At 41.3% G+C, this 22,099-nt stretch carries 20 protein-coding genes, 1 tRNA gene and 1 rRNA gene; all 22 read right to left on the bottom strand.

Annotated elements, in window-relative coordinates; all coding sequences use genetic code 11:
• Positions 1-77, bottom strand: a 16S ribosomal RNA gene (locus tag ACFW35_RS19680); the annotation flags it as partial.
• Between the two features lie 465 nt (positions 78-542).
• Entirely contained in the window at positions 543-2,036 is a 1,494-nt protein-coding gene (lysS, locus tag ACFW35_RS19675; protein ID WP_379848288.1) for a lysine--tRNA ligase, read from the bottom strand.
• 16 nt (positions 2,037-2,052) lie between these two features.
• Positions 2,053-2,466 (bottom strand): GreA/GreB family elongation factor, encoded by a 414-nt coding sequence (locus ACFW35_RS19670; protein WP_379848286.1) that lies wholly within the window; start codon positions 2,464-2,466, stop codon positions 2,053-2,055.
• A gap of 109 nt (positions 2,467-2,575) precedes the next feature.
• Positions 2,576-3,565 (bottom strand): tRNA dihydrouridine synthase DusB, encoded by a 990-nt coding sequence (gene dusB / locus ACFW35_RS19665; protein ID WP_379848284.1) that lies wholly within the window; start codon positions 3,563-3,565, stop codon positions 2,576-2,578.
• Between the two features lie 44 nt (positions 3,566-3,609).
• Positions 3,610-3,807 (bottom strand): helix-turn-helix domain-containing protein, encoded by a 198-nt coding sequence (locus ACFW35_RS19660; protein ID WP_066238222.1) that lies wholly within the window; start codon positions 3,805-3,807, stop codon positions 3,610-3,612.
• Positions 3,759-4,292 (bottom strand): 2-amino-4-hydroxy-6-hydroxymethyldihydropteridine diphosphokinase, encoded by a 534-nt coding sequence (folK, locus tag ACFW35_RS19655; RefSeq protein WP_379848282.1) that lies wholly within the window; start codon positions 4,290-4,292, stop codon positions 3,759-3,761. The genes ACFW35_RS19660 and folK overlap by 49 nt, the downstream gene beginning before the upstream one ends.
• Positions 4,293-4,655: a dihydroneopterin aldolase gene (gene folB / locus ACFW35_RS19650; protein ID WP_379848280.1), complete on the bottom strand. Its 363-nt coding sequence runs from the start codon at positions 4,653-4,655 to the stop codon at positions 4,293-4,295. It lies immediately after the preceding gene.
• On the bottom strand, positions 4,648-5,502 hold the full coding sequence (gene folP / locus ACFW35_RS19645; protein ID WP_379848278.1) for a dihydropteroate synthase: 855 nt from the start codon (positions 5,500-5,502) through the stop codon (positions 4,648-4,650). The genes folB and folP overlap by 8 nt, the downstream gene beginning before the upstream one ends.
• 25 nt (positions 5,503-5,527) lie before the next feature.
• Positions 5,528-6,373, bottom strand: coding sequence for an aminodeoxychorismate lyase (pabC, locus tag ACFW35_RS19640; protein ID WP_379848276.1), 846 nt, complete (start codon positions 6,371-6,373; stop codon positions 5,528-5,530).
• Positions 6,358-6,951, bottom strand: a complete 594-nt coding sequence (gene pabA / locus ACFW35_RS19635) for an aminodeoxychorismate/anthranilate synthase component II (RefSeq protein ID WP_379848274.1) — start codon at positions 6,949-6,951, stop codon at positions 6,358-6,360. The genes pabC and pabA overlap by 16 nt, the downstream gene beginning before the upstream one ends.
• Positions 6,952-6,980: 29 nt before the next feature.
• A complete protein-coding gene (locus tag ACFW35_RS19630; protein WP_379848292.1) occupies positions 6,981-8,405 on the bottom strand; it encodes an anthranilate synthase component I family protein in 1,425 nt (474 codons plus the stop codon).
• Positions 8,406-8,839: 434 nt separating this feature from the next.
• On the bottom strand, positions 8,840-9,766 hold the full coding sequence (gene cysK, locus ACFW35_RS19625; RefSeq protein WP_379848272.1) for a cysteine synthase A: 927 nt from the start codon (positions 9,764-9,766) through the stop codon (positions 8,840-8,842).
• 156 nt (positions 9,767-9,922) lie between these two features.
• The gene (hslO, locus tag ACFW35_RS19620; protein ID WP_379848270.1) at positions 9,923-10,807 is read right to left on the bottom strand and encodes an Hsp33 family molecular chaperone HslO; all 885 of its coding nucleotides are present in this window, start codon (positions 10,805-10,807) and stop codon (positions 9,923-9,925) included.
• A gap of 14 nt (positions 10,808-10,821) precedes the next feature.
• Positions 10,822-11,592 (bottom strand): type III pantothenate kinase, encoded by a 771-nt coding sequence (locus ACFW35_RS19615; protein WP_379848268.1) that lies wholly within the window; start codon positions 11,590-11,592, stop codon positions 10,822-10,824.
• A 620-nt stretch (positions 11,593-12,212) separates the two neighbouring features.
• On the bottom strand, positions 12,213-14,120 hold the full coding sequence (gene ftsH, locus ACFW35_RS19610) for an ATP-dependent zinc metalloprotease FtsH (protein WP_379848266.1): 1,908 nt from the start codon (positions 14,118-14,120) through the stop codon (positions 12,213-12,215).
• A gap of 49 nt (positions 14,121-14,169) precedes the next feature.
• Positions 14,170-14,709 carry a hypoxanthine phosphoribosyltransferase gene (hpt, locus tag ACFW35_RS19605; protein ID WP_066285441.1) on the bottom strand — a complete coding sequence of 180 codons (540 nt, stop codon included), beginning with the start codon at positions 14,707-14,709 and terminating at the stop codon, positions 14,170-14,172.
• Between the two features lie 15 nt (positions 14,710-14,724).
• Entirely contained in the window at positions 14,725-16,137 is a 1,413-nt protein-coding gene (gene tilS, locus ACFW35_RS19600) for a tRNA lysidine(34) synthetase TilS (protein ID WP_379848264.1), read from the bottom strand.
• 49 nt (positions 16,138-16,186) lie between these two features.
• A complete protein-coding gene (locus ACFW35_RS19595) occupies positions 16,187-17,170 on the bottom strand; it encodes a serine/threonine protein kinase (protein ID WP_379848262.1) in 984 nt (327 codons plus the stop codon).
• Positions 17,133-17,885: a vWA domain-containing protein gene (locus ACFW35_RS19590; RefSeq protein ID WP_379848260.1), complete on the bottom strand. Its 753-nt coding sequence runs from the start codon at positions 17,883-17,885 to the stop codon at positions 17,133-17,135. Before ACFW35_RS19590 ends, ACFW35_RS19595 begins: the two co-directional genes overlap by 38 nt.
• Before the next feature lie 474 nt (positions 17,886-18,359).
• Entirely contained in the window at positions 18,360-20,855 is a 2,496-nt protein-coding gene (spoIIE, locus tag ACFW35_RS19585; RefSeq protein WP_379848258.1) for a stage II sporulation protein E, read from the bottom strand.
• A 336-nt stretch (positions 20,856-21,191) separates the two neighbouring features.
• A tRNA-Met gene (locus tag ACFW35_RS19580) sits at positions 21,192-21,268 on the bottom strand.
• A 376-nt stretch (positions 21,269-21,644) separates the two neighbouring features.
• Complete coding sequence (locus ACFW35_RS19575; protein WP_066285431.1) at positions 21,645-22,085, bottom strand: S1 domain-containing RNA-binding protein; 441 nt, start codon at positions 22,083-22,085, stop codon at positions 21,645-21,647.
• Between the last annotated feature and the right edge of the window lie 14 nt (positions 22,086-22,099).

The raw sequence follows: 22,099 nt of genomic DNA, 5'->3' as shown, positions 1-22,099 counted from the left end.
CTCTTCATTCGCTCGACTTGCATGTATTAGGCACGCCGCCAGCGTTCATCCTGAGCCAGGATCAAACTCTCCATAAAAGTGTTTGACTTGCTCTCATTTTAAAACTGACGGAATTAATTCTTAATTCCTTACCTTTGCTTTTGTTCAGTTTTCAAAGAACTTTTTTAAACCTTTTTTAACGCCGCTCGTTTTGGCGACTTTATTAGGTTATCATGCCGCAACCCTTGTTGTCAACAGCTTTTTCGAAAAACTTTAAATCGTTTTTGATAAGCAATCAACACGTTAGTATTCCTTGCGACGAAGAATAATATACCACCATTTTCGCTCTTGTACAATAGTTTTTCTTAAAATAGTTAAACATTTTTTCTTCAAACAATACCGTCTTAAAGCTAATTACAATATGAGCTAAACGATTAACCTTCAAACACAAGATATTGTGAAATGGCAATTTTTCTGCCAGCACCTCAATTATCTTTCTCAAAACAAAAACAATTCATTCCTGTATAAATAAAAAAACCAGCACAGGGCTGGTTTTAAAATAACTATTTCTCTGAATGGCGCATTTGCGGGAATAACAATACGTCACGGATAGATGGTGAGTTAGTTAATAACATAACCAGGCGGTCAATACCAATTCCCAGTCCGCCAGTTGGAGGCATACCATATTCAAGTGCCTCTACAAAATCTTCATCCATCATGTGTGCTTCATCGTTGCCTTCAGCACGTTCTTTTAATTGTTCTTCAAAACGTTCGCGCTGATCAATCGGATCGTTAAGCTCCGAGAACGCATTCGCATGTTCGCGCCCTACGATAAATAGTTCGAAACGGTCAGTAAAGCGCTGATCCTCTGGATTCTTTTTAGCGAGCGGAGAAATCGCAACTGGATGTCCGTATACAAATGTTGGCTGAATAAGCTTTTCTTCGACAAAATGCTCAAAGAATTCATTTACAACATGTCCATAAGACATATTATCTTTTACTGGCACGTTATGCTTTTTAGCTAGTTCGCGAGCTTCTTCATCTGACATTTCCGGCCAGAAATCCACACCCGCTGCTTCTTTAATAGCATCGACCATATGAACTCTCTTCCAGCGAGGCTTAAGGTCTACTTCATAATCACCATACTTTACAGTGGTTGATCCGAGCACATCTTCCGCAATATGTGCGATCAGGTTTTCAGTAAGTTCCATAATATCAAGGTAATCAGCATAAGCTTCATACAGTTCAATCATCGTAAATTCCGGGTTGTGGCGAGTAGATACACCTTCATTACGGAATACACGGCCGATTTCATAAACTTTTTCAAGACCGCCTACGATCAGACGCTTTAAGTGAAGCTCGATCGCAATACGCATGTAAAGCTCCATATCCAATGCATTGTGATGTGTAATAAACGGGCGGGCAGATGCTCCCCCAGGAATAGAATGCATCGTTGGTGTTTCAACTTCCAAATAGCCATGGTCATCTAAGTAACGGCGCATAGAACGAATAATCTTTGAACGGGAGATAAAAGTATCTTTTACTTCTGGGTTCATGATTAGATCGACATAACGCTGACGGTAGCGCTGTTCAACATCTTTTAATCCATGGAACTTGTCTGGAAGAGGACGCAAGGATTTAGTTAAAAGCTGAAAGTCTTTTGCTTTAATAGAAAGTTCCCCGACTTTTGTTTTGAATACTAATCCGGTAACTCCTACCCAGTCACCGATATCTATAGTATTGAACAAATCATATTGATCTTCGCCGACTGCATCCTGTCTTACGTAAATCTGAATTTTACCTGTTAAGTCCTGAATATGAGCAAAACCAGCTTTACCTTTTCCGCGCTTGGTCATGATACGTCCAGCAAGAGTAACTTCAATCTCCTGGCTGTCCAGTTCTTCTTTTTCAACTTCTCCATATTCAGTTACAAGATCAGCAGCTGTGTGGGTACGGCTAAACTTTGTACCAAACGGATCTAATCCTTTTTCTGTTAGAGAAGCTAACTTTTCGCGCCGCACACGCAGCAAATCATTTAATTCTACTTCTTGACTCATGGGAACACTCCTACCTTTAGCAGTTTTGGATATCTATTATGTTATAAGTTAAATTTTCTCCCGCCGGCACTTGAATACAAATTAATGTATTTACCGTTTTACCGATGGCGGCTTTTGCAATTGGGGAATAAATAGAAATCATATTATCACGGGGATCCGCTTCATAAGGATGAACAATCGTATAAGTGTATCTCTCTTTATAGACGGTTTCCTCTATTGTAATGGTAGAACCGGCTTCTACAAAATCTCCCGCTTCTCTTACAACTGGCCAAGTAACAGAAGATGATAATACACTCTCTATCTCTTCCATCCGGCTCATTATGAAATCTTTCTCAGGTGAATTCCGGAATTCCTTTTTGCGTTTTTTCAAGTATTGAAGTTCTTTCTCAAGCTTCCTGGTGCCTTCTTGTGTGAGTTTTAGCATATTCATATGCTATTCCCCCTCGGTTTTTATTAAAAAGAAAACACCGGCTGCTGTTTTGACCTTTTAAGCAAACAACAGCCAGTCATCTGATGATCTGGCTGTATGTCACTATGAATCAGCTGATTTTTTGCTGTATCTCTTCCACCTGTTCTACGTAATTAAACAATAATTTGCCCATGTCATCACGTGTCGTCATTTGGTTAACTTCATTTCGAACAGATCCTGTCTTCGGTAATCCTTTAAGGTACCAAGCTGCATGTTTTCTCATTTCTCGAACAGCAACATCTTCGCCTTTAAGCTCGATCAAACGATCCATGTGGAGCATGCAGATATTCATTTTTTCACGAGCATTCGGTTCAGGAAGAATCTCTCCTGTTTCCAGGTACTGAACGGTACGGTACAGCATCCAAGGATTTCCGAGAGCCGCTCTGCCGATCATTACACCGTCAACGCAATATTTCTCAAGACATTCTTTTGCTTCTTGAGGAGTTGAGATATCACCATTTCCGATTACAGGAATTGAAACATTTTGTTTTACTTCTTTGATGATGTCCCAGTTTGCTGTTCCTTCATACATTTGAACACGTGTACGGCCGTGTACCGCTACTGCTGCACCGCCAGCACGTTCAACTGCCTGTGCGTTTTTCACGGCATAAATGTGATCTTCATCCCATCCGACACGCATCTTTACTGTTACCGGCTTCTGAACAGCATCTACTGTTGCTGCTACCATCTCATAGATCTTGTCTGGATCAAGCAGCCACTTTGCTCCTGCATCACATTTTGTAATTTTAGGGACCGGGCAACCCATATTGATATCAATTATATCTGCGTTGGTATGTTTATCAACATATTTAGCTGCAGCTACTAATGATTCACGTTCTCCCCCAAAAATCTGAAGGCTTAGAGGCTTTTCACGTTCATCTACATATAGCATCTTCAGCGACCTTTCATTTTCATAAAGAATTCCTTTGTCACTCACCATCTCTGCACACACAAGCCCTGCTCCAAATTCTTTTGCGATCAAACGGAATGCAGGGTTGCACACACCAGCCATAGGGGCAAGGACAACAGGATTTTTCAGCGTTATGTCACCGATTTTCAACGTACATATCACCTCGTTTCAATCAATTAATAAAATCTATCTGCTTACTGTAACTCTTCAACGTTAATGCTGAATTGATTCGCTATTTTATGGAGCAAATCTACTTTGGGCTTTCGGCTGCCCCTTTCCACCTCGCCAAGAACCGATACTGAAATACCGATATCTTTAGCAAGCTGCTCTTGCGTATAACCCTTTAACTTTCTGAACGCACGGATGCGTCTTCCCAGTCGATCTTCTTCCATATGCGTACACCTTCTTTATCTCTTTGTTCGCAAAGGACTTGATGTAAAGAAATTGTTTTATCCGGATAAACGTTATCAGGAGCAATTTCGCTAAGAGGTATCAGAACAAATGCCCTTTCAAGCATACGTGGATGCGGAATTTCTAAGTCTTCCGTCTGTATACTTACACTATTATACAATAAAATGTCAAGGTCTATTGTTCGAGGTCCCCATTTTTGAACTCTTTTTCTATCCAGATTGTTCTCCACCTCTTGCATTTTACTCAATAATGCCAGTGGAGAAAGGCTGGTTTTGAGTTTTATGGCTAAATTCAAAAATAGAGGCTGATCAGTAAAACCTACAGGATCTGTTTCATAAATAGAAGATACACTCTCTATTATTATTTCTGGATATCCGTTAAGAAGCTCTATCGATTTTGTAAGCAGCCCTTCTCTGTCACCCATGTTTGATCCGACAGATAAGTAAGCGGTATTCAATTGCTTCATTTAACTGCGGCCTCTTGTGATCTCGACCGCAACTGAGTCATAATGTCCGGGAATAGGAGGGTCTGGTTTTATAACTTTTACTGTTGTTTCATCAACTGAAGTAAACTTTCCGAGCAAAGAGGCAGCAATACTTTCAGCTAAAGACTCTAAAAGTTTTACCGGATCGCCCTCAATAATTTCTTTTACAGCATCATAAACTTCTTTATAGTTGACTGTTTGATCTAGTTCATCAGTAAGTCCCGCTTTTGAAAGATCAAGCGACAGCGTTACATCTACGTTAAACCTCTGGCCGAGCTTTTGTTCCTCAGCAAAAACGCCGTGATAGCCATAAAATTTCATGCCGGTCACATACATTTTATCCACGGCTCTCAGCACCTTTCCCAAGCATTATATCCATCATTTTAGCCATTCTGCTTATTTCTTTAACATCATGCACACGTACGATTGAACAGCCTCGTTCAATTCCTAGGCAGACTGTAGCCCCTGTCCCTTCCATACGTTCATCAACTGGAAGATCCAGTGCTTTTCCGATCATCGATTTTCGGGAAGTACCTAGTAATACTGGATAGCCAATGTTTGTTATTTCATTTAGTCTTCTCATTGTTTCAAGATTTTGCTGAAAGGATTTAACGAACCCGATTCCAGGATCCAGGATAATGTTTTCCGGTTTAACTCCTGCCTTAACAGCTATTGCTATACTGAGTTCCAAGTCAGCAATCACATCGGCCATGAACTCCTGGTAATTGGTGTCGAACCGGTTATGCATTAAGATTACAGGTACATTTGTTTCGGCCATAACACGCGGCATATCAGGATCCAGTTTAGCCCCCCATACATCATTAATGATATGAGCACCAGCTTGAACAGCTTGTCTTGCCGTTTCTGCTTTATACGTATCGATTGAAATCGGCACATTAACTTCCTTTTTCAATGCTTCAATGACAGGGATCACCCGTTCCAGTTCTTCTTCGAGCGTTACTTTTGCAGCACCAGGTCTAGTGGATTCACCGCCAACATCGATAATGTCAGCTCCGTCCCTCACCATCTCTTTTGCGTGGAGGATGGCTTGCTCAATCCGGTTATGACGTCCGCCATCTGAGAAAGAATCTGGAGTTATGTTCAAAATCCCCATCACATATGTTTTTTTCGAAAAATCGAGTACGTATTCTCCGCACATCAGCTTAGGCTGGTTCATGATCATTTCATGCATAGACTATCTACCCTTTCTTAAAACCTTAAATCGTTCGGCGTCTATTATTCGTATCTTCCGTGTACTTCGTTTTTAGTTTTTGAAAAAGTTGCCCTTCCGCACCAGGAAAGTTTTGTTCGAATCGGTTAACCGGGACAAGTTCCTGAATCGAATTTGTTAGAAAGACTTCATCTGCATCATGAAGTTCATTTATTTTATAATTCCCCGTTTCAAAAGGAATGTTCATTTTCTCTGAAGCATTTAAAACCCATTTTCTTGTAATTCCGTTTAGAATACCCGTTGACAATCCCGGAGTGAACAATGTTCCATCTTTAAACCAAAAAAGGTTGGAGACTGTGCCTTCGCTGATAAACCCTTCTTTTGTTAGAAACACACCTTCTTGTCCTGCTGGATCCTTAAGCTCTCTTTTGCCAAGTATACTGTTTAAGTAGTGATGTGATTTTAACCTTTGTTTGCCCTCTGGAGTGTTGCGGACGGTCTTGAGTATGACCAGTTCTTTCGCTGAAGCTATAGATTGCGGAAGCGGCTTCGTAAAAAGAATAACCGCAGGATTTTCATACGGATCGGTTTGCAAACCTATATCTCCAATACCAGCTGAGACGTTTAAACGAAAATACGCATCTTCCAGTTTGTTTTTTTGCAGAAGGGTTTGAACCATTTCTATTAAATGATCTGTATTTATTACTGCATCAATATTTAACTCTTTTAGTGCTTCTTGAAGCCGTTCCATATGATCGTCAATCAAATAAGGGAAGCCGTTATACGTTCTGAACGTTTCAAACGCTCCAAGACCATACATGAATCCGTGGTCATAAGGTGAAATTACAGCCTCTTCATTTGTTAGAACTTTTCCATTTATATAGATGTACATACGTTTTTGCCTTTATAAAAATCAATGAAGTTTCTTAAAAGTTTCTTTCCATCCTCCGTTAAAATGGATTCAGGATGATATTGCACCCCTTCGATCGGGAGTTCTTTATGGCGGATTCCCATAATTTCGCCTTCTTCTGTCCAAGAGGAAATCTCAAAGCAATCGGGCAGCGTTTCTCTTTTTACAATTAGCGAGTGATAGCGCGTTGCAGGAAATTCCTGTTCTAAGCCTTCATATACTGTTTTTCCATCATGGAGAACAGGAGAAACTTTGCCATGCATCAATCTGTCGGAACGAACTACATCTCCGCCAAAAACCTGCGCAATCGCCTGGTGTCCTAGACACACGCCGAATACAGGAATCTTCCCAGCAAAATGTCGTATCGCTTCCAGACTGATACCCGCTTCATTTGGAGAGCATGGTCCAGGTGATATCATCAGAAATTCTGGATTTAACTGTTCGATCTCTTTAATTGTGATTTCATCATTTCGTTTTACGACTAGCTCCTCACCCATCTCACCTAAGTATTGAACGAGGTTATACGTAAAAGAATCATAGTTATCAATCATTAAAATCATCTCGTCTCTTCTCCTCTCATGTGCTGTTTTTATACCAATATTGACCCGAGCTCACTTTGCTCTTTGGCACGCCACAGCGCCTCTGCTTTTTTCAAACTCTCTTTATATTCACTTTCTGGTATCGAGTCAATAACAATACCTGCACCTGCTTGAACATGCGCAGTTCCATTTTGACATACCATCGTGCGTATTGCGATATTCATTTCTGTATCGCCGTTAAACCCGATCCATCCGATGCTTCCTGTATAAACACCTCTTCTAACGGGTTCAAGCTCCTCGATGATCTCCATCGTCCTTACCTTCGGAGCTCCTGTTATCGTCCCGCCTGGAAACGTAGCTTTTATACAATCAAAAGCATCACATTCTGGTCTTAATTTCCCAACTACATTTGAAACGATATGCATGACATGTGAATACCTTTCAATAACCATAAACTCGTCCACTTTAACTGTTCCGTATGCTGAAACCTTGCCAAGATCGTTTCTTTCCAGATCAACGAGCATCACATGTTCTGCACGTTCTTTTTCATTTTCGATGAGCGTATTTGCTAGCTCCAAGTCTTCCTCTTCCGTTCTTCCGCGTGGGCGTGTACCCGCGATAGGCCGAGTGCTTACACAGTCGCCTTTTTTCTTTACTAACAACTCAGGGGAAGCACTGACAAGCTGAAAGTCAGGAGTTTCTAAATATCCCATATAAGGTGAAGGGTTAATCCTTCTTAATTCTTCGTATATATGAAAAGGCTCGGTCTGCAGTGCTTTTGACTGGCGAACAGACAGATTTACTTGAAATACATCTCCGTCCGAGATATAGGACTGAACCTTTTGGACAGCTTCAACAAAAACATCTTCTGTCATAGATACGTGCTTAAAATCCTCATCGTTTGAAAAGCTCTGATCATAAACTTTTGTAGGCTGCGGGGAAATAGGTGTATGCCACATTTCCTTAAACGCACGCAGCTTGTCCAAACTATATGAATCGTCTTTTTCTTCACTTAACACGAGAATCCAAAGCTTGTTCTTCTCATGATCATAGACGTATACATCTTTAAATAATAAGAAATATAAATCAGGCAATTCTAGGTCATCATCTGAACGTGCAGGAAGTTTCTCGAATTCACGAGTCAGGTCATAACTTAAATATCCGATTGCCCCTCCTGTAAAGTCCGGCAGACCTTCAACTGGTTCGATCTCAAAATGCTTAAACCATTGCTGAAACTCTTTGTAAACAGGTCCTTTTTTTACAGTGATCCCGTCGTCTGTTTTTACCGTTAAAACATTTTCTTTTCCAGAAACCTCAGCGAATGGAGAAAGTCCGATAATGCTGTACCTTCCTGTTCTTCCGCTCTCCAATAAAACATGACGTGGTTCGGTTGCTGACAAAGTTTTATATTTAAAAAACCACTCTTCTTTAGAAAGCGGAATATTAGTATGCAGCACATGCCATTTCTTGTTCATCCCCATAAGGTCACTCTCCCAAAAATCTTCTGCTTACATTGTACATGAGGCGTTTCACTTTGGCACACCTTTCTGTCAATTTCCTGCATTTTCAAATGAGTTTATGAATGATTTTTTGCTTTGGCAGTGTTGATTTCCGCTTCCGGATGCTCGCTTTCCGCGGGGCGTGCGGTGAGCCTCTTTGCGCTTCGCGCCTTTAAGAGTCTCACCTGTCCGCTTCAGGGAAGTATCCTTGCTCCTGCGTCTACAAGTCAATGCTACAGATGTGACCTTCCTCGTCGCATGCCTGCGAGAAGCTTCTCAAGTGGTAGGCACGCACCTTGCGCTCCAATCAACTTCAACGAAGTATCTTCGCAAAAAAAATAAGCAACAATCATTTAGTAAAGAAACAACGACCTTTACATAAAAAAAGCCCCCATAAGGGAGCGGTAATTTTAGTCTTCGAATTGGTAAAGCGGTGTACTTAAGTACCTTTCACCGTTGCTTGGTATAACAGCGAGTACCTTTTTTCCTTTTCCGAGCTTTTTGGCTACTTTTAATGCAGCTGCAATTGCTGCACCTGAAGAGATGCCTCCTAATAGACCTTCTTCACGTGCTGCTCTTCTTGCCCACTCAAATGCTTCATCATTTGAGATCGTCAAGACTTCATCATAAATATCTGTTTTTAAAATATCGGGAACAAAACCTGCACCTATTCCCTGTATCTTATGGGGTCCTGGTTTGCCGCCTGAGAGAACTGGAGAGTCAGTCGGCTCTACAGCATAAATTTTAGCTTCAGGATATTTTTCTTTAATAACCTCGCCTGCACCCGTAATTGTTCCGCCCGTACCAATGCCTGACACGAAAGCGTCTAAACCCTCAGGAAATTGTGCAATAATTTCTTTTCCGGTCGTATTTCTGTGAACTTTTGGGTTTGCTTCATTTTTAAACTGCTGCGGCATGAAATAGCCTTTTTCTTTTGATAGTTCCTCTGCCTTCCGGATTGCTCCGCCCATTCCTTCAGGTCCAGGAGTCAATATAAGTTCTGCTCCGTATGCTCTTAACAAATTCCGTCTTTCCATACTCATTGTTTCAGGCATAACAAGAACTGTTTTGTATCCTTTTGCAGCTGCAACCATCGCTAATCCAATCCCGGTATTTCCGCTTGTAGGCTCAACGATCGTGTCGCCTGCTTTTAACTTGCCGCTCTCTTCAGCATCTTCGATCATTGCTAATGCAATACGATCTTTTACACTGCTTCCTGGGTTCATAAATTCTAATTTCAAATATACATCTGCCATATCTTCTGTTGCTAATCGATTCAATTTCACAACAGGGGTTTGACCGATCAAATCTGTAATCGACTGCGCCACACGTGCCATTCACCATCACTCCTAAAACCGAGTATTTTTATTGGATTAATTGTATCAACTATGGAAATCAAGTGTCAATTTAAAAGCCTGTGAAATCCGTCCTATTACAATGTACGCAAAAAAATAATTTTCATGTGTAAATCAAAACCCGGAAAGATTCCGGGTTTAGGATTTTGCTTGTTCAAGCAAAGTTTGAAGTTCTTCTTTTGTGAATACATAGGTAGCATTGCAAAACTGGCAATTTGTCTCCGCTTGCCCGTCTTCTTCAATAATATCTTTAATTTCTTGTTCTCCAAGACTTACAATTGCTTGGCCGAAACGTTCGTGTGAACACGTACATCGGAAACGAACCGGTGACTTTTCTAAGATTTGAACCTGATCCTCTCCTAAAAGCTCAAATAAAATCTCTTCAGGAGTTAATCCTTTTTCAATTAGGCGCGAGATTGGAGGAATGGCTTTAATGCGTTCTTCGAGCAAATCAACTATAGTGTCTGCAGCATTTGGCATCACCTGAATGATAAAACCACCCGCAGCTTTAATAGAATTATCCGGATTTACAAGCACGCCTACACCTACTGCAGAAGGCACTTGTTCAGAAGAAGCAAAATAATACGTAAAGTCTTCACCTAGTTCACCTGAAACCATTGGAACTTGTCCTGTGAATTTTTCACGCATTCCGATATCTTTTAATACAGACAGATATCCGTTCTTTCCAACTGCGCGTGCTACATCAAGTTTCCCTTTGCTGTTCAGATCAAAATGAGTTTGAGGATTCGTAACATAACCGCGTGTTTCACCCTTGGTGTTGCTGTCAACGATGATTACGCCAATCGGACCTCCGCCTTCAATTTTAACTGTAATTTTATTGTCTTCGCCTTTTAGCATCATACCCATCATGGTAGAAGCAGTCATTGCTCTTCCAAGTGCAGCTGATGCGGTCGGCCACGTATTATGTCTTTGCTGCGCTTCGCTTACCATCTCTGTTGTTGAAATAGCATATGCACGAATTTGCCCGTCGAATGCAAGGGCTTTAATTAAATAGTCATTCATTATAACTCATCCTTTTAGCCGTTCTTGTTTTTATCGTAAATAAGCAATAGACCTTTTAATGTTAAGAAAGGATCTACATGGTCAATAACACTGCTTTCGGCTGCGATTAGATTCGCAAGACCGCCTGTTGCGATTACAGTTGGCTCAATCGGTGATTGTTCCTTCATTCTTTTTACAATACCCTCTACTTGTCCTACATATCCATAAAGTATGCCGGCTTGCATAGCATTAACTGTATTTTTCCCAATCACACCTTCAGGCTTTGCGATTTCGATACGCGGAAGCTTAGCTGCTTTCGTGTAAAGCGCTTCTGTAGAAATATTGATACCCGGGGCAATTGCACCGCCCATATATTGTTTATTTTCATTAATGTAACAATAGGTTGTAGCCGTTCCAAAGTCGACAATGATCAATGGTGAATCGTATTCATGAATCGCAGCAACTGCATTCACGATACGGTCAGCTCCAACTTCTCTTGGATTTTCATACTTTATATTCAGCCCGGTTTTAATACCAGGACCAACAATCAGAGGACGCTGAGTGAAATATTTTAAGCACATGCGCTCTAATGCAAACATGATCGGCGGAACAACAGACGATATGATGATTCCCTCGATTTGTTCTTTATTGATGTTCACGTGCCTGAACAGATCGAGTATAAGCATGCCGTATTCGTCTTCTGTTTTTTCACGTGATGTATGAATTCTCCAATGGTGCTTCAGTTCATCGTTCTCATATAGTCCTAAAACAATATTCGTATTTCCGACATCAAACACAAAAATCATGAATTTGTCCCCGCTTCTTATCTTAAGTTTCTATAATAGTTATAACATAAAACGTATAGGTGTAAAGTAACGTGGTTTATTGGAGTATTTGTAGAGTATTCATTGGTGCTCTTGAAAGTCGTTGATTTCCACTCCAGGTTGCGCGCTTTCCACGGGGCGAACGGTGAGCCTCCTGCCGCTTTACGCCAATAGGAGTCTCCACCTGACCGCTCGTCCCGTAGGAGTCGGCAACCTTCCGTTACAATCAACTTTTCAATGAAGAAAAAGAGAAACATCAACAGCAATAACCCCTTAAAACATCCTTCTAAGCGAAGTTACTAAGCTAAATAGCTTCAGTGATAACGAAAAATCTTTGATAAATAGACTCTCCTCTTAATGGTTGGTGTTTCAATTCTTTCCCTCCACTGACAAGTTGATTGGAGTGAAAGGTGCGAGACTCCTGCGGGACAAGCGGTCAGGTGAGACACTTTAAGGCGCGTAGCGGCAAAGGGGCTCACCGCCTGCCCCGCGGAAAGCGAGTACCTGTAACGGAAATCAACTGCTTTCAAGACCCACCACTATGAAATCAAACAGACTTACAAAAAAAGGATACCTCAAGATCTGAGGCATCCTTTTTGTAATTAATCTTGTTTTGGTTCTTCTTCATCCTTCTTGTTAAGCGTAACCTTAACATCATCGGATGGTTTAGAAATTGTCTTTTTGTCAGGAAGCTGACCTGTTTTAACAAGTTCTTTGATTTGTTCTTCATCAAGCGTTTCAACAGTAAGCAATGTCTGAGCAATGATTTCTAGCTTAGAATTGTGCTCTGTAAGAATCTGACGGCAGCGCTCATAAGATTCTTTAATGATGCGCTGTACTTCTAAATCAATCTCATGCGCAATTGCATCACTGTAGTTTTGCTCATTATTGAAGTCTCTGCCTAAGAATACTTGGCCTCCCTGAGAAGAACCAAACTGCATTGGTCCAAGACGTTCACTCATACCAAACTCCGTTACCATGCGGCGAGCGATGCCCGTTGCACGCTGGAAGTCATTGTGAGCACCTGTACTTACTTCATTGAATGTGATTTCTTCGGCAACACGGCCTCCAAGCAATCCAACGATCTTATCTTCTAATTCTGGTTTTGTCATGAAATAACGGTCTTCTTTAGGAAGCATAACCGTATATCCTCCGGCTTGGCCACGAGGAACAACTGTTACTTTATGAACGGTATCTGCACCTTCAAGAACAAGACCAATTACTGTATGACCAGCTTCATGGTAAGCCACGATGTTCTTTTCTTTTTCAGAAATTACACGGCTCTTCTTGGCAGGACCTGCGATTACACGGTCAATCGCTTCATCTACATCGTCCATATCGATCTTTTTCTTGTCAGAACGAGCAGCAACTAATGCCGCTTCATTTAATAAGTTTTCAAGATCCGCACCAGAGAAACCTGGAGTACGCATCGCGATCGTTTTTAAATTAACATCTTCTGCAAGCGGCTTATTGCGCGCATGCACTTGAAGAACTTCTTCACGGCCTTTTACATCAGGGCGGTTAACCGGAATCTGGCGGTCAAAACGTCCCGGACGAAGAAGTGCCGGGTCAAGAATATCAGCACGGTTTGTAGCTGCGATGATAATGATTCCTTCATTCGCACCGAAACCATCCATCTCAACAAGCAATTGGTTCAGGGTCTGTTCACGTTCATCGTGACCTCCGCCAAGACCAGCACCACGCTGGCGCCCTACAGCATCAATCTCATCAATGAAAATGATACAAGGAGCGTTTTTCTTTGCGTTCTCAAACAAATCACGGACACGTGAAGCACCGACACCGACGAACATTTCAACGAAATCAGAACCTGAGATCGAGAAGAACGGAACGCCTGCTTCACCCGCTACAGCACGTGCAAGAAGTGTTTTACCAGTACCCGGAGGTCCGACTAAAAGAACACCCTTAGGAATACGCGCACCAAGTGCCGAGTATTTGCGAGGATCTTTCAAGAATTCAACAACTTCTACAAGTTCTTGCTTCTCTTCATCCGCTCCAGCTACATCTTTAAACGTAACTTTTTTCTTTTCTTCGTTATAAAGTTTTGCCTTGCTCTTCCCAAAGTTCATTACACGGCTTCCGCCACCCTGGGCTTGATTAAGCAAGAAGAAGAATAAAATAAAGATAATGACAAACGGGATAATTGATGTAAAGAACGTTACCCAGCCGCTCGTCTGTTCCTGCTGTTTGAATTCAACATTTGCACTGTCTGCAAGCTGTTCAATTTCAGCAAGTGTATTGCCGGTTAACGGAGCATTCGTCTGGAATACTTCTCCTTCTTTCGCTCCCTCCAGCTTTCCTCGGACAACATATACGCCACCCTCTGGCTGGTAAACAATGCTTTCTACTTTACCGTCTTCAATGTACTTTGTCAGTTGGTCATAACGGATTTCTTTTACTTCATTGTTGTTGCCGTTGAAAAAGCTGACAACTCCAACTACAACTAAAAAGATTAATAAATAAAATATAGTATTACGGAAGATGCGATTCATTCCTTACCTCCTTAGGCGAACAATCAAATCTTATGCGGTTCTGTTATTCTTACTTTTCGTAGATCTCTGGCTTTAATACGCCAATGTAAGGCAAGTTGCGGTACTTCTCGATATAATCCAAGCCGTAGCCGACAACAAAAGCATCAGGAACGATAAAGCCAGCTAAATCTGGTGTAATATCTACTTTTCGTCCTGTTGGCTTATCTAACAATGTTACAATCTTAACCGTTTTGGCCTTGCGTGCTTTGAACAAGTTAACCAAATAGCTAAGAGTCAATCCGCTGTCAATAATATCTTCTACAATGATTACGTCTCGACCTTCTAAGGAAGTATCTAAATCTTTAACGATTTTCACTTGACCGGAAGAAACGGTAGAAGCTCCATAGCTGGAAACAGCCATTAAATCGATCTCAAGGTGGATATCCATTCGTTTAATCAGGTCTGCCATAAAAGGTAATGCACCCTTTAAAACTCCAATTACTAATGGAAAACTGTCCTTATATTCCTCTGAAAGCTCTTTTCCAAGTTCTTTAATTTTCCCTTGAATGGCTTCTTCAGATATAAGTGTTTCTAAAATTTCATCATGCATAGTTCAACAAGCCTCCTAGACGTCATGGCGATTTTTTTGAAAGCGTAAGATAACCCATTGTTCAGAATGATTTAAAGATTTGCGTCCTGTGTGTTTCAGTCCGGGAAGCCAAATTATATCGCCGTTTGCATTAACAACGACAGGCCAAACTTTCCGTTCTTCCGGTGCCACTTTAGCATCAATAAATATATCTTTTAATTTCCGCGTACCGACGCCGGCAATCGCCATCCGGTCACCTGGTCTGCGGTTTCGAACTCGTAAAGGGAGACTTACATCATTCGGTGAAAACACAAAAACATCTTTTCCTCTAATTGAAGCTGGTTCACAATCCGTTATTTCAGCAGTTAATATTCCAATCGGCACTTCTGCTATGCCAGGCAGATCCATTGAAAACTCATATGATGGTTCTTCATTTTTTACCGGCTCAAAACTTAACGTACATCTGTCATAAGTTCGGCTGACAAAAAGGCCTGACGGAAAATGCAAAAATCCGGATGGATGCTCACTTCCGAGCAAACTAAGAAAGTTTTCCTTATGTACAGAGGAAAGAGATGAAGGATTTAATTTATACAGATAGTTCAATATTAGTGTAATCCCTCTTTTTTGTAAAGGAATAGGCATCTTGTTAAATGCGGATACAGATAACTCTATTTTCCCCTCTGTTTTGACTATTAAAACCTTTTCTAACTCTATTTCAGCCTGATGTAATATATACGCTTCATCATCTGTAATGGTTTCACTTAAATACTGAAACCTTTCATGAACATTTGGATTTTCCTCTTTTAAAAAAGGCAGTACTTTTTTTCTGAACCTATTTCGCATATATTTTTCGCTTTCGTTCGACGGATCATAAACAGGATAAAGATCTTCTACTTTACAATAATGCTCGATTTCGGCTTTCGTTATTCCTAAAAACGGCCGAATAATTTCACCATTTGCAAAAGGACGTTTAACAGGTATTCCTGCAAGACTGTATCCTTCGCTTCCTCTTGTCATCCTCATCAGCATCGTTTCTACTTGATCATCACCATGGTGAGCGAGTGCAAGAACATTTGCTCCGTGCTTCTTCATCACCCGCTCAAAAAAATTGTACCTGCATGTTCTGGCTGCTGTCTGTAATGAGAGATGGTTCTCTTTTTGATAGTCTGCCACATCTGCTTCTCCGCCTTCAAACGGGATATTTCTTTCTGCACAAAACTTTTCGGTAATCGCCAGTTCACGAGCAGACTCTTCTCCCCTAAGCTTATGATTAAAGGATGCCGCAACTACTTCAATGCTGTACATGGCTGACCGTTTCCATAAAAAATGAAGCAATGCCAATGAATCAGGTCCTCCGGAAACGCCGACAACAACTGTTTTCGCAGATGAAAGAAGCTGGTGCTTTTTTATGAAATTTTCAACATGCTGCAACCTAACCCGCTCCTTCATACTGATTTCTCCATAAAATCATATCAAAGAATGATGCTGACTTACACTCTTACATCGTCTGGCCGAGCATATAAAATAAATAAACGACAAATACAAAAGTAAATACTAAAAAAGTTTCGACAAAAAAACTTTTTTGTTTCTTCTTTTGTGACTGCCTTGTCTGCTTTTGTACAGCTGACTTATGAACAGCAGGCTTTTTATTTTGCTGAACCGTGCGTTTATCTTTTTCATTTAATAAAAGCACAAGTTCATTTCTCATTTCTTCAGCATATCTATATTTTCCGTTCCATGCCTTCTCAAGAATATCTTCATATGGTCTAAGGATGGGACTGTTTTTTCTTATATCCTGCATCTGTCTGTCAGGATCACTTTTTTTCGTAAAACGTGATGGATAAGCCAGATTGACCATAACCATTCCAGCTGAAAATAGATCATAAGAAGGTTCCGCTTTTCGTGATCCCTTTCCCCAATACCCCCGGTCAAAGAACTCTGTGTACTCTTTTATTGACCGGTCCATGACGGTTGTGCCGCCCACATCAATCCACCTGATCCTGTATGGGGGACCTGTAACAAGCAGGTTGTCTGGCTTTAAATCACCAAAAGCCCAGCCCGCCTGATGAAGAGTGTGCAAATCCGTTAAGAGCTGAACGAGCAGAATTCCCGCCCATTCGGAAGATTTCGGCCTCATAAAATCAAAAAGCGTCTCACCTTTTAAATATTCCATCACATAAAACGGGTATGTTCCGCTTCTAGTCTGCCAATCATCCACATCGATTAAAGAAGGTCCAAGGACTTTCCCCTGGACCTTAGAAAAACGCTTCAGCACATTAACTTCTGATGTAATCGACATCTGGTCATGTCCGATCTTTAAAGCAACCGTGCCTTTAATAGAATCTGCAAGATACACTGCGCCTGTCGCACCATAACCTAAACGACGGCGTATACGATAAATGAAATCATTCCATTTTCCGCGAATTTCTTCTCCTGCAGCTAAGTTACATATCGGACTCTTCGATATATCCTGAGGCATCATCGGACAAGAAGCTCCTTTTCGAGGATCGTTTACGAGTAAACGCAGCAATCCCTTCTTTTATTGCCGGTCCTGTCGGCGTAATTCCACCAAGTGAAATCTTTGAAAAAATTTTGCCGATTGAATCTAACTTAGAAGACCAGCTTAACAATTCTTCCACTTCTTTCTTTTTGCCAGGAAAAGCAAAGATCGAAAACTCATTTTCACCGATTCTCGAATTTAACGAGATAGATAGATCGAGCAATGATTCCTGAACTGTCAGCATCTTATCTTCCATTGAGCCGGATGCATCTATTAATACCAATACTTCGAGGTTCATAGTTTCTCCCATTTCGTCAACAACTTCCATTACCTCTCCGCGTTTATCCGGAGGAAGGTCATCCATCGTAGACTTGCTTCCTAGGATTTGCTGCAGCTCTGCGTTAACGACACCTTTAATCGTTTGGGCCATCGCTTTTTGCGTTACCATCTTCACGGTTTGTGCAAGCTGCTTCGTATAAACGACCTGACTGATTCCGCCTCCAGCCATCGCTATGTCTTCTACCTCTTTTAATCCCTGTCTGTGATACTCAGGAGCATTTTCATTCAATACGCCGATTACATTTACTGCAATGCCTTGTTCATGAGCAAGTGCCGCCATCGCTACTGGATCTTCACCTTGATTTGAACACCCGTCTGTAATCAGCAGAATCTGTCTTAACGTTCCTTTTTTACGCATATCTCTAACACCTCTCAAGTACGATTTTTAACGTATTACCATCATCGTCAAAAAGGTCTTGGAATATACGTTTAGAAGGACTTTATGCACATAAAAAAGAGGAATGACTCAAAACGATAAACGTTTAAAGCCAAGCCTCTTTTGATTAGCTATTAAGTAAATATTGTTGCTTAAGAAGATGTTGATTTCCGTTCCAGGATGCTCGCTTTCCGCGGGGCGGGCAGTGAGCCTCCTGCCGCTCTGCGCCATTAGGAGTCACCTGTCCCGCTTCATGGAAGTATCCTTGCTCCTGCGTCTACAAGTAAATGCTACCGATGTGAGCTTCCTCGTCGCATGCCTAGCGAGAAGCTTCTCATGTGGAAGGCACGCACCTTGCACTCCAATCAACCTGCGCGGAGGGTAATTTATGAAAATCTGCCGGTTCTTCTGAAAGTAAGTATACTTATTTTTGGGACAGCCTCTCATTCTTTTAAACTATTGAGCTTTCTTTCTGTTTAAGTTTACTTTCGGGTAATGAGGGACCGTTGCCCATTTTGGAATATTTTTTTCGATCTTCGTTACCGCTACTGTCATATCGTCCTCGATACCGTTATTTCCTGAACGGATAACCTCCTCCATAATAAGATCTGCGATTTCCTGAGGATCGTCTGTATCGATTTCTCTTATTTTGCGCTTTAACCATGCATCAATATTTTCAATGTGGCGAGGTGCTTCATAGATCCCGTCACTCATCATAATCAGAATATCTCCTGCTTTTAATTGCTCGTCCACGACATCCACGTCAAAATCCTGAATGATACCCATCGGCAGGTTGCTTGCTTCCACTGTTTTTACTTGGTCACCGCGTTTAATAAAACTTGGAGTCGAACCAATTTTCAAGAACTTAGCAGATGCGTCCTGAAGATCGATCATGGCCAGATCAAGCGTTGAGAAGATCTCGTCTGTTGTTCTTAGTGATAAAACGGAATTTACTGATTTTATCGCTACTTCTTCTTCAATGCCTGACTGCAGAATTTTCTGCAGCAGCTGAAGGGTTTCGTTGCTTTCTATGAATGCACGTTCTCCGTTGCCCATTCCGTCAGCTATAGCTACAGCAAATTTGCCGGCACCAATTTCAATCGTCGAGTGGCTGTCTCCAGAAAGCCACGCTCCCCCTTTTGCCGCTGAAGCAATCCCTGTTTCAACCACATATTCTCTTGCTGAATGGAACGATAGATGACAGAAGCCTGTTGCATAATTGGCACATTCCTCATGCGTGACAAGAATCGTCTCTTCTAAAATATCCGATAATATAGGGGCAATAAGTTTCTCTGCAATTCCGGAATTGTTGCAATAAGGGATCGTCATCTCGATATCAACGTTTGACGCTTCCAAGCTATAAATATCAACATGCCCGACATCAATCCCTGCCTGGAACAATGAATCCTTAATCTGCTCTTCCTGCATCTGGTGGTTCTCTTGTTCCCGCTGAATTTCCTTTGCGAAGTTACCCATGACTTGAGAAACACCCATTAGCTGATCAGCCACCAATCTGCGGCTTTCCTGAACTTGAATTTTTAATTTTTGGCTTGCTTTATATTGAGATAGTTCTTGTTTCATTAAATCTGTTACCTTTTGCGGTTTAATACAATGTTTTTCCCAATCACGTTTTAGTTTCCGGTCTTTTATTTCTCCGTAATCTTCTTGTTCAACCATGATTTTTGACATTAAATCATAGGTGGAAGTGAAATTTTGAGCCCAGCATTGTTCCTTCTTAAAACATGTTTGACATGTTTTTTCCGTAATATTGCTTAAAAATAAATCAACTTCCCGCGAGCTCTCTTCTTCATTCAAAGACAAGCCAACCGAACCGAACGAATGGGACAGCGCCTGGAAAAGAGAAGAAAATCTTTCAACACGGCTCGCCGTAACATCACGAATCTTTTTTAAGTATTGCTGCTGCTGCATCGAATGCTCTCTTGTTCCCGGAACATATTTTGATATATTGCTGATCGCTGTTTTTGGTGTTAACAGAAACAGAAGGATCGCAAAGCCTGATTCCATCAAGGTAGATGTAATTTCTGCCCTGCCCTCACCATACAAACCGATCAATACAGTACCAATAATAAGCCCTAAACTTACCCCGAATCTCTTTCCTTCTTTTAAAAGTCCGCCTAGCAATCCAGAAAACGCGAGCAAGCTCATTTGAGACAGACTTGCCACTTGAGCCAGACTGAGTATTAAACCAGTGACTACACCAACCGTAGAACCGATAGCAGCTCCACCAACAAAAGCAAACAAAAGCACTAGATAACGGGATACGACATGTTCAACGGAGACATCATTGATTTGCCAGCCGATTGTTCCTGTCATTACCGAGGCGAGAAGGATCATCAAACAAACAATTTCTTCATTCTTCAGTGACTGAGGAATCTTCTTATACGTTAACAAAGGAATGGATTGAAGGAAGATTAATGTGAGTACTAAGCTCAGTCCACCCTCTACAAGAGCAAGCATCGTATCGACCCGCTCAAGTCCGCCTTCTCCAAATAAAGAAAATAACGTTCGAGTTATCAAGCTTGATCCAAATACCAATAGAGGCAAGCTTTGAATTCTATTTTTTATAAAAAGATCTGTTCCTCTTTGCAGACACGCATATACAAGCAAGGCACCTATGAAGAACAAGGCATTGATCGGCTGATGTGTCATCGCGCCAGCTAGTACTGCAAATACGGCAATGCCTGTCCGTTCTTTTCTTAAGACAAATACACTCGCTGCAAAAGGTAATGCAAATGGAGACATTTCAGCTAAAATCATAGCTCGTCCTAACAAAAAGCCAATTCCAAACAACAGCATTCTCCAATTAAAAATGCTCTGGTTCAAAAGCTGAAGCCATCTCTTACTCGTCTTAAAAACTGCCTGCTGTCCTTTTTCTACCCACACCATGCCTCTAATCGGTTCGAGTACTTCTTGTTCTACCTTTTGCCACATCCCATACACCACCCGTTTCCAATTTGTGTAACCATTATAAACAGGTTTAGAACAAAGATTTTGTCAAAAGAGCAATGTAAACTAGAATAACTTCTCGACGGTCTTCCCCAACATTTCACGAAAGAAAAGCAAAAGAGGACAGCATTCGTATAAAAATAAATTCTTAAGCACTGAATTAAAAGAGATTAAGAAGAATTATGATGAAAAATAAATGGTTAAACCTTGAAAACTTCGGGGATTAAATCCGGATAACGATGAAGGAAATTATAAAGATCAAAAAAAGAGCACCCTAAGCGGGTACTCTTGAAAATTTAAATATGTAAGTGTCAAAAAAAATGGTAGCGGCGGAGGGAGTCGAACCCACGACCTCACGGGTATGAACCGTACGCTCTAGCCAGCTGAGCTACACCGCCATTTGTAAAAGACACAAGTAGTATATTACAAGAATCCTATATAACTGTCAACGGTTCTTTTCAATTTTTGTCGAAAAAGTTTTTATAAGAGCGTTTTCGTAATTTCTGTTGGTATTTGTAGTAGTTAATTTCCGTTCCAGGTGCTCGCTTTCCGCGGGGCGTGCGGTGAGCCTCCTCACGCTTTGCGCCTTTAGGAGTCTCACCTGTCCCGCTGATCCCGCAGGAGTCTCACACCTTGCACTCCAATTAACTTGTCAATGATGATGAAAAAAACAACTCTATTACAGTAACCTTTAGAAAAATATAAAAACAAAAAGCACCCTAATGAATAGGATGCTAGCCATATATAGATGAATGAGCATTAAAAATGCATCAATTATCCTCTTCGGCCGCCGCGGCCACCTCTTTTTGATTCAGTACTACGCTTTAAAGTTGTGAGTCGGTCTTCACTATCTTTAAGGAACTTACTCATCTTATCCTCAAAAGATAATGCAGTAGGATGATTATTTCCGCCGCGATTTGGACCTTTGCGGGATTTGTTGAATCCGCCTCTTGATGGTGCAGGTCTAGTGGAAGCAACATTTTCCTTTGCTTTCTTAATAGACAGACCGATCTTTCCGTCCTTCTCGATACTCATAACCTTTACTTCGACTTGATCACCAACTTTAAGAAATTCGTTGATGTCCTTTACGTAATTATCCGCAACTTCGCTAATATGCACGAGTCCTGTAGTACCCCCTGGCAGCTCAACAAACGCTCCAAAATGAGTAATCCCAGTAACTTTCCCTTGCAACTTGCTGCCTACTTCAATTGACATGCAAAAAATGCTCC

This window comes from Fictibacillus sp. NPDC058756 (genome assembly GCF_042746035.1).
In the GTDB taxonomy this organism is placed as follows: Bacteria; Bacillota; Bacilli; order Bacillales; family Fictibacillaceae; genus Fictibacillus.
The sequence above is the reverse complement of the archived record's forward strand: the minus strand, read 5'-3'. Positions and strand labels throughout refer to the sequence as shown.

Coding starts and splice junctions, on each gene's coding strand:
- lysS (WP_379848288.1), bottom strand. CDS start 2,036: ATGAGTCAAGAAGTAGAATTAAATGATTTGCTGCGTGTGCGGCGCGAA.
- ACFW35_RS19670 (WP_379848286.1), bottom strand. CDS start 2,466: ATGAATATGCTAAAACTCACACAAGAAGGCACCAGGAAGCTTGAGAAA.
- ACFW35_RS19660 (WP_066238222.1), bottom strand. CDS start 3,807: ATGGAAGAAGATCGACTGGGAAGACGCATCCGTGCGTTCAGAAAGTTA.
- folK (WP_379848282.1), bottom strand. CDS start 4,292: ATGAAGCAATTGAATACCGCTTACTTATCTGTCGGATCAAACATGGGT.
- folP (WP_379848278.1), bottom strand. CDS start 5,502: ATGCATGAAATGATCATGAACCAGCCTAAGCTGATGTGCGGAGAATAC.
- pabC (WP_379848276.1), bottom strand. CDS start 6,373: ATGTACATCTATATAAATGGAAAAGTTCTAACAAATGAAGAGGCTGTA.
- pabA (WP_379848274.1), bottom strand. CDS start 6,951: ATGATTTTAATGATTGATAACTATGATTCTTTTACGTATAACCTCGTT.
- ACFW35_RS19630 (WP_379848292.1), bottom strand. CDS start 8,405: ATGAACAAGAAATGGCATGTGCTGCATACTAATATTCCGCTTTCTAAA.
- cysK (WP_379848272.1), bottom strand. CDS start 9,766: ATGGCACGTGTGGCGCAGTCGATTACAGATTTGATCGGTCAAACCCCT.
- hslO (WP_379848270.1), bottom strand. CDS start 10,807: ATGAATGACTATTTAATTAAAGCCCTTGCATTCGACGGGCAAATTCGT.
- ACFW35_RS19615 (WP_379848268.1), bottom strand. CDS start 11,592: ATGATTTTTGTGTTTGATGTCGGAAATACGAATATTGTTTTAGGACTA.
- ftsH (WP_379848266.1), bottom strand. CDS start 14,120: ATGAATCGCATCTTCCGTAATACTATATTTTATTTATTAATCTTTTTA.
- hpt (WP_066285441.1), bottom strand. CDS start 14,709: ATGCATGATGAAATTTTAGAAACACTTATATCTGAAGAAGCCATTCAA.
- tilS (WP_379848264.1), bottom strand. CDS start 16,137: ATGAAGGAGCGGGTTAGGTTGCAGCATGTTGAAAATTTCATAAAAAAG.
- ACFW35_RS19595 (WP_379848262.1), bottom strand. CDS start 17,170: ATGATGCCTCAGGATATATCGAAGAGTCCGATATGTAACTTAGCTGCA.
- ACFW35_RS19590 (WP_379848260.1), bottom strand. CDS start 17,885: ATGCGTAAAAAAGGAACGTTAAGACAGATTCTGCTGATTACAGACGGG.
- spoIIE (WP_379848258.1), bottom strand. CDS start 20,855: ATGTGGCAAAAGGTAGAACAAGAAGTACTCGAACCGATTAGAGGCATG.
- ACFW35_RS19575 (WP_066285431.1), bottom strand. CDS start 22,085: ATGTCAATTGAAGTAGGCAGCAAGTTGCAAGGGAAAGTTACTGGGATT.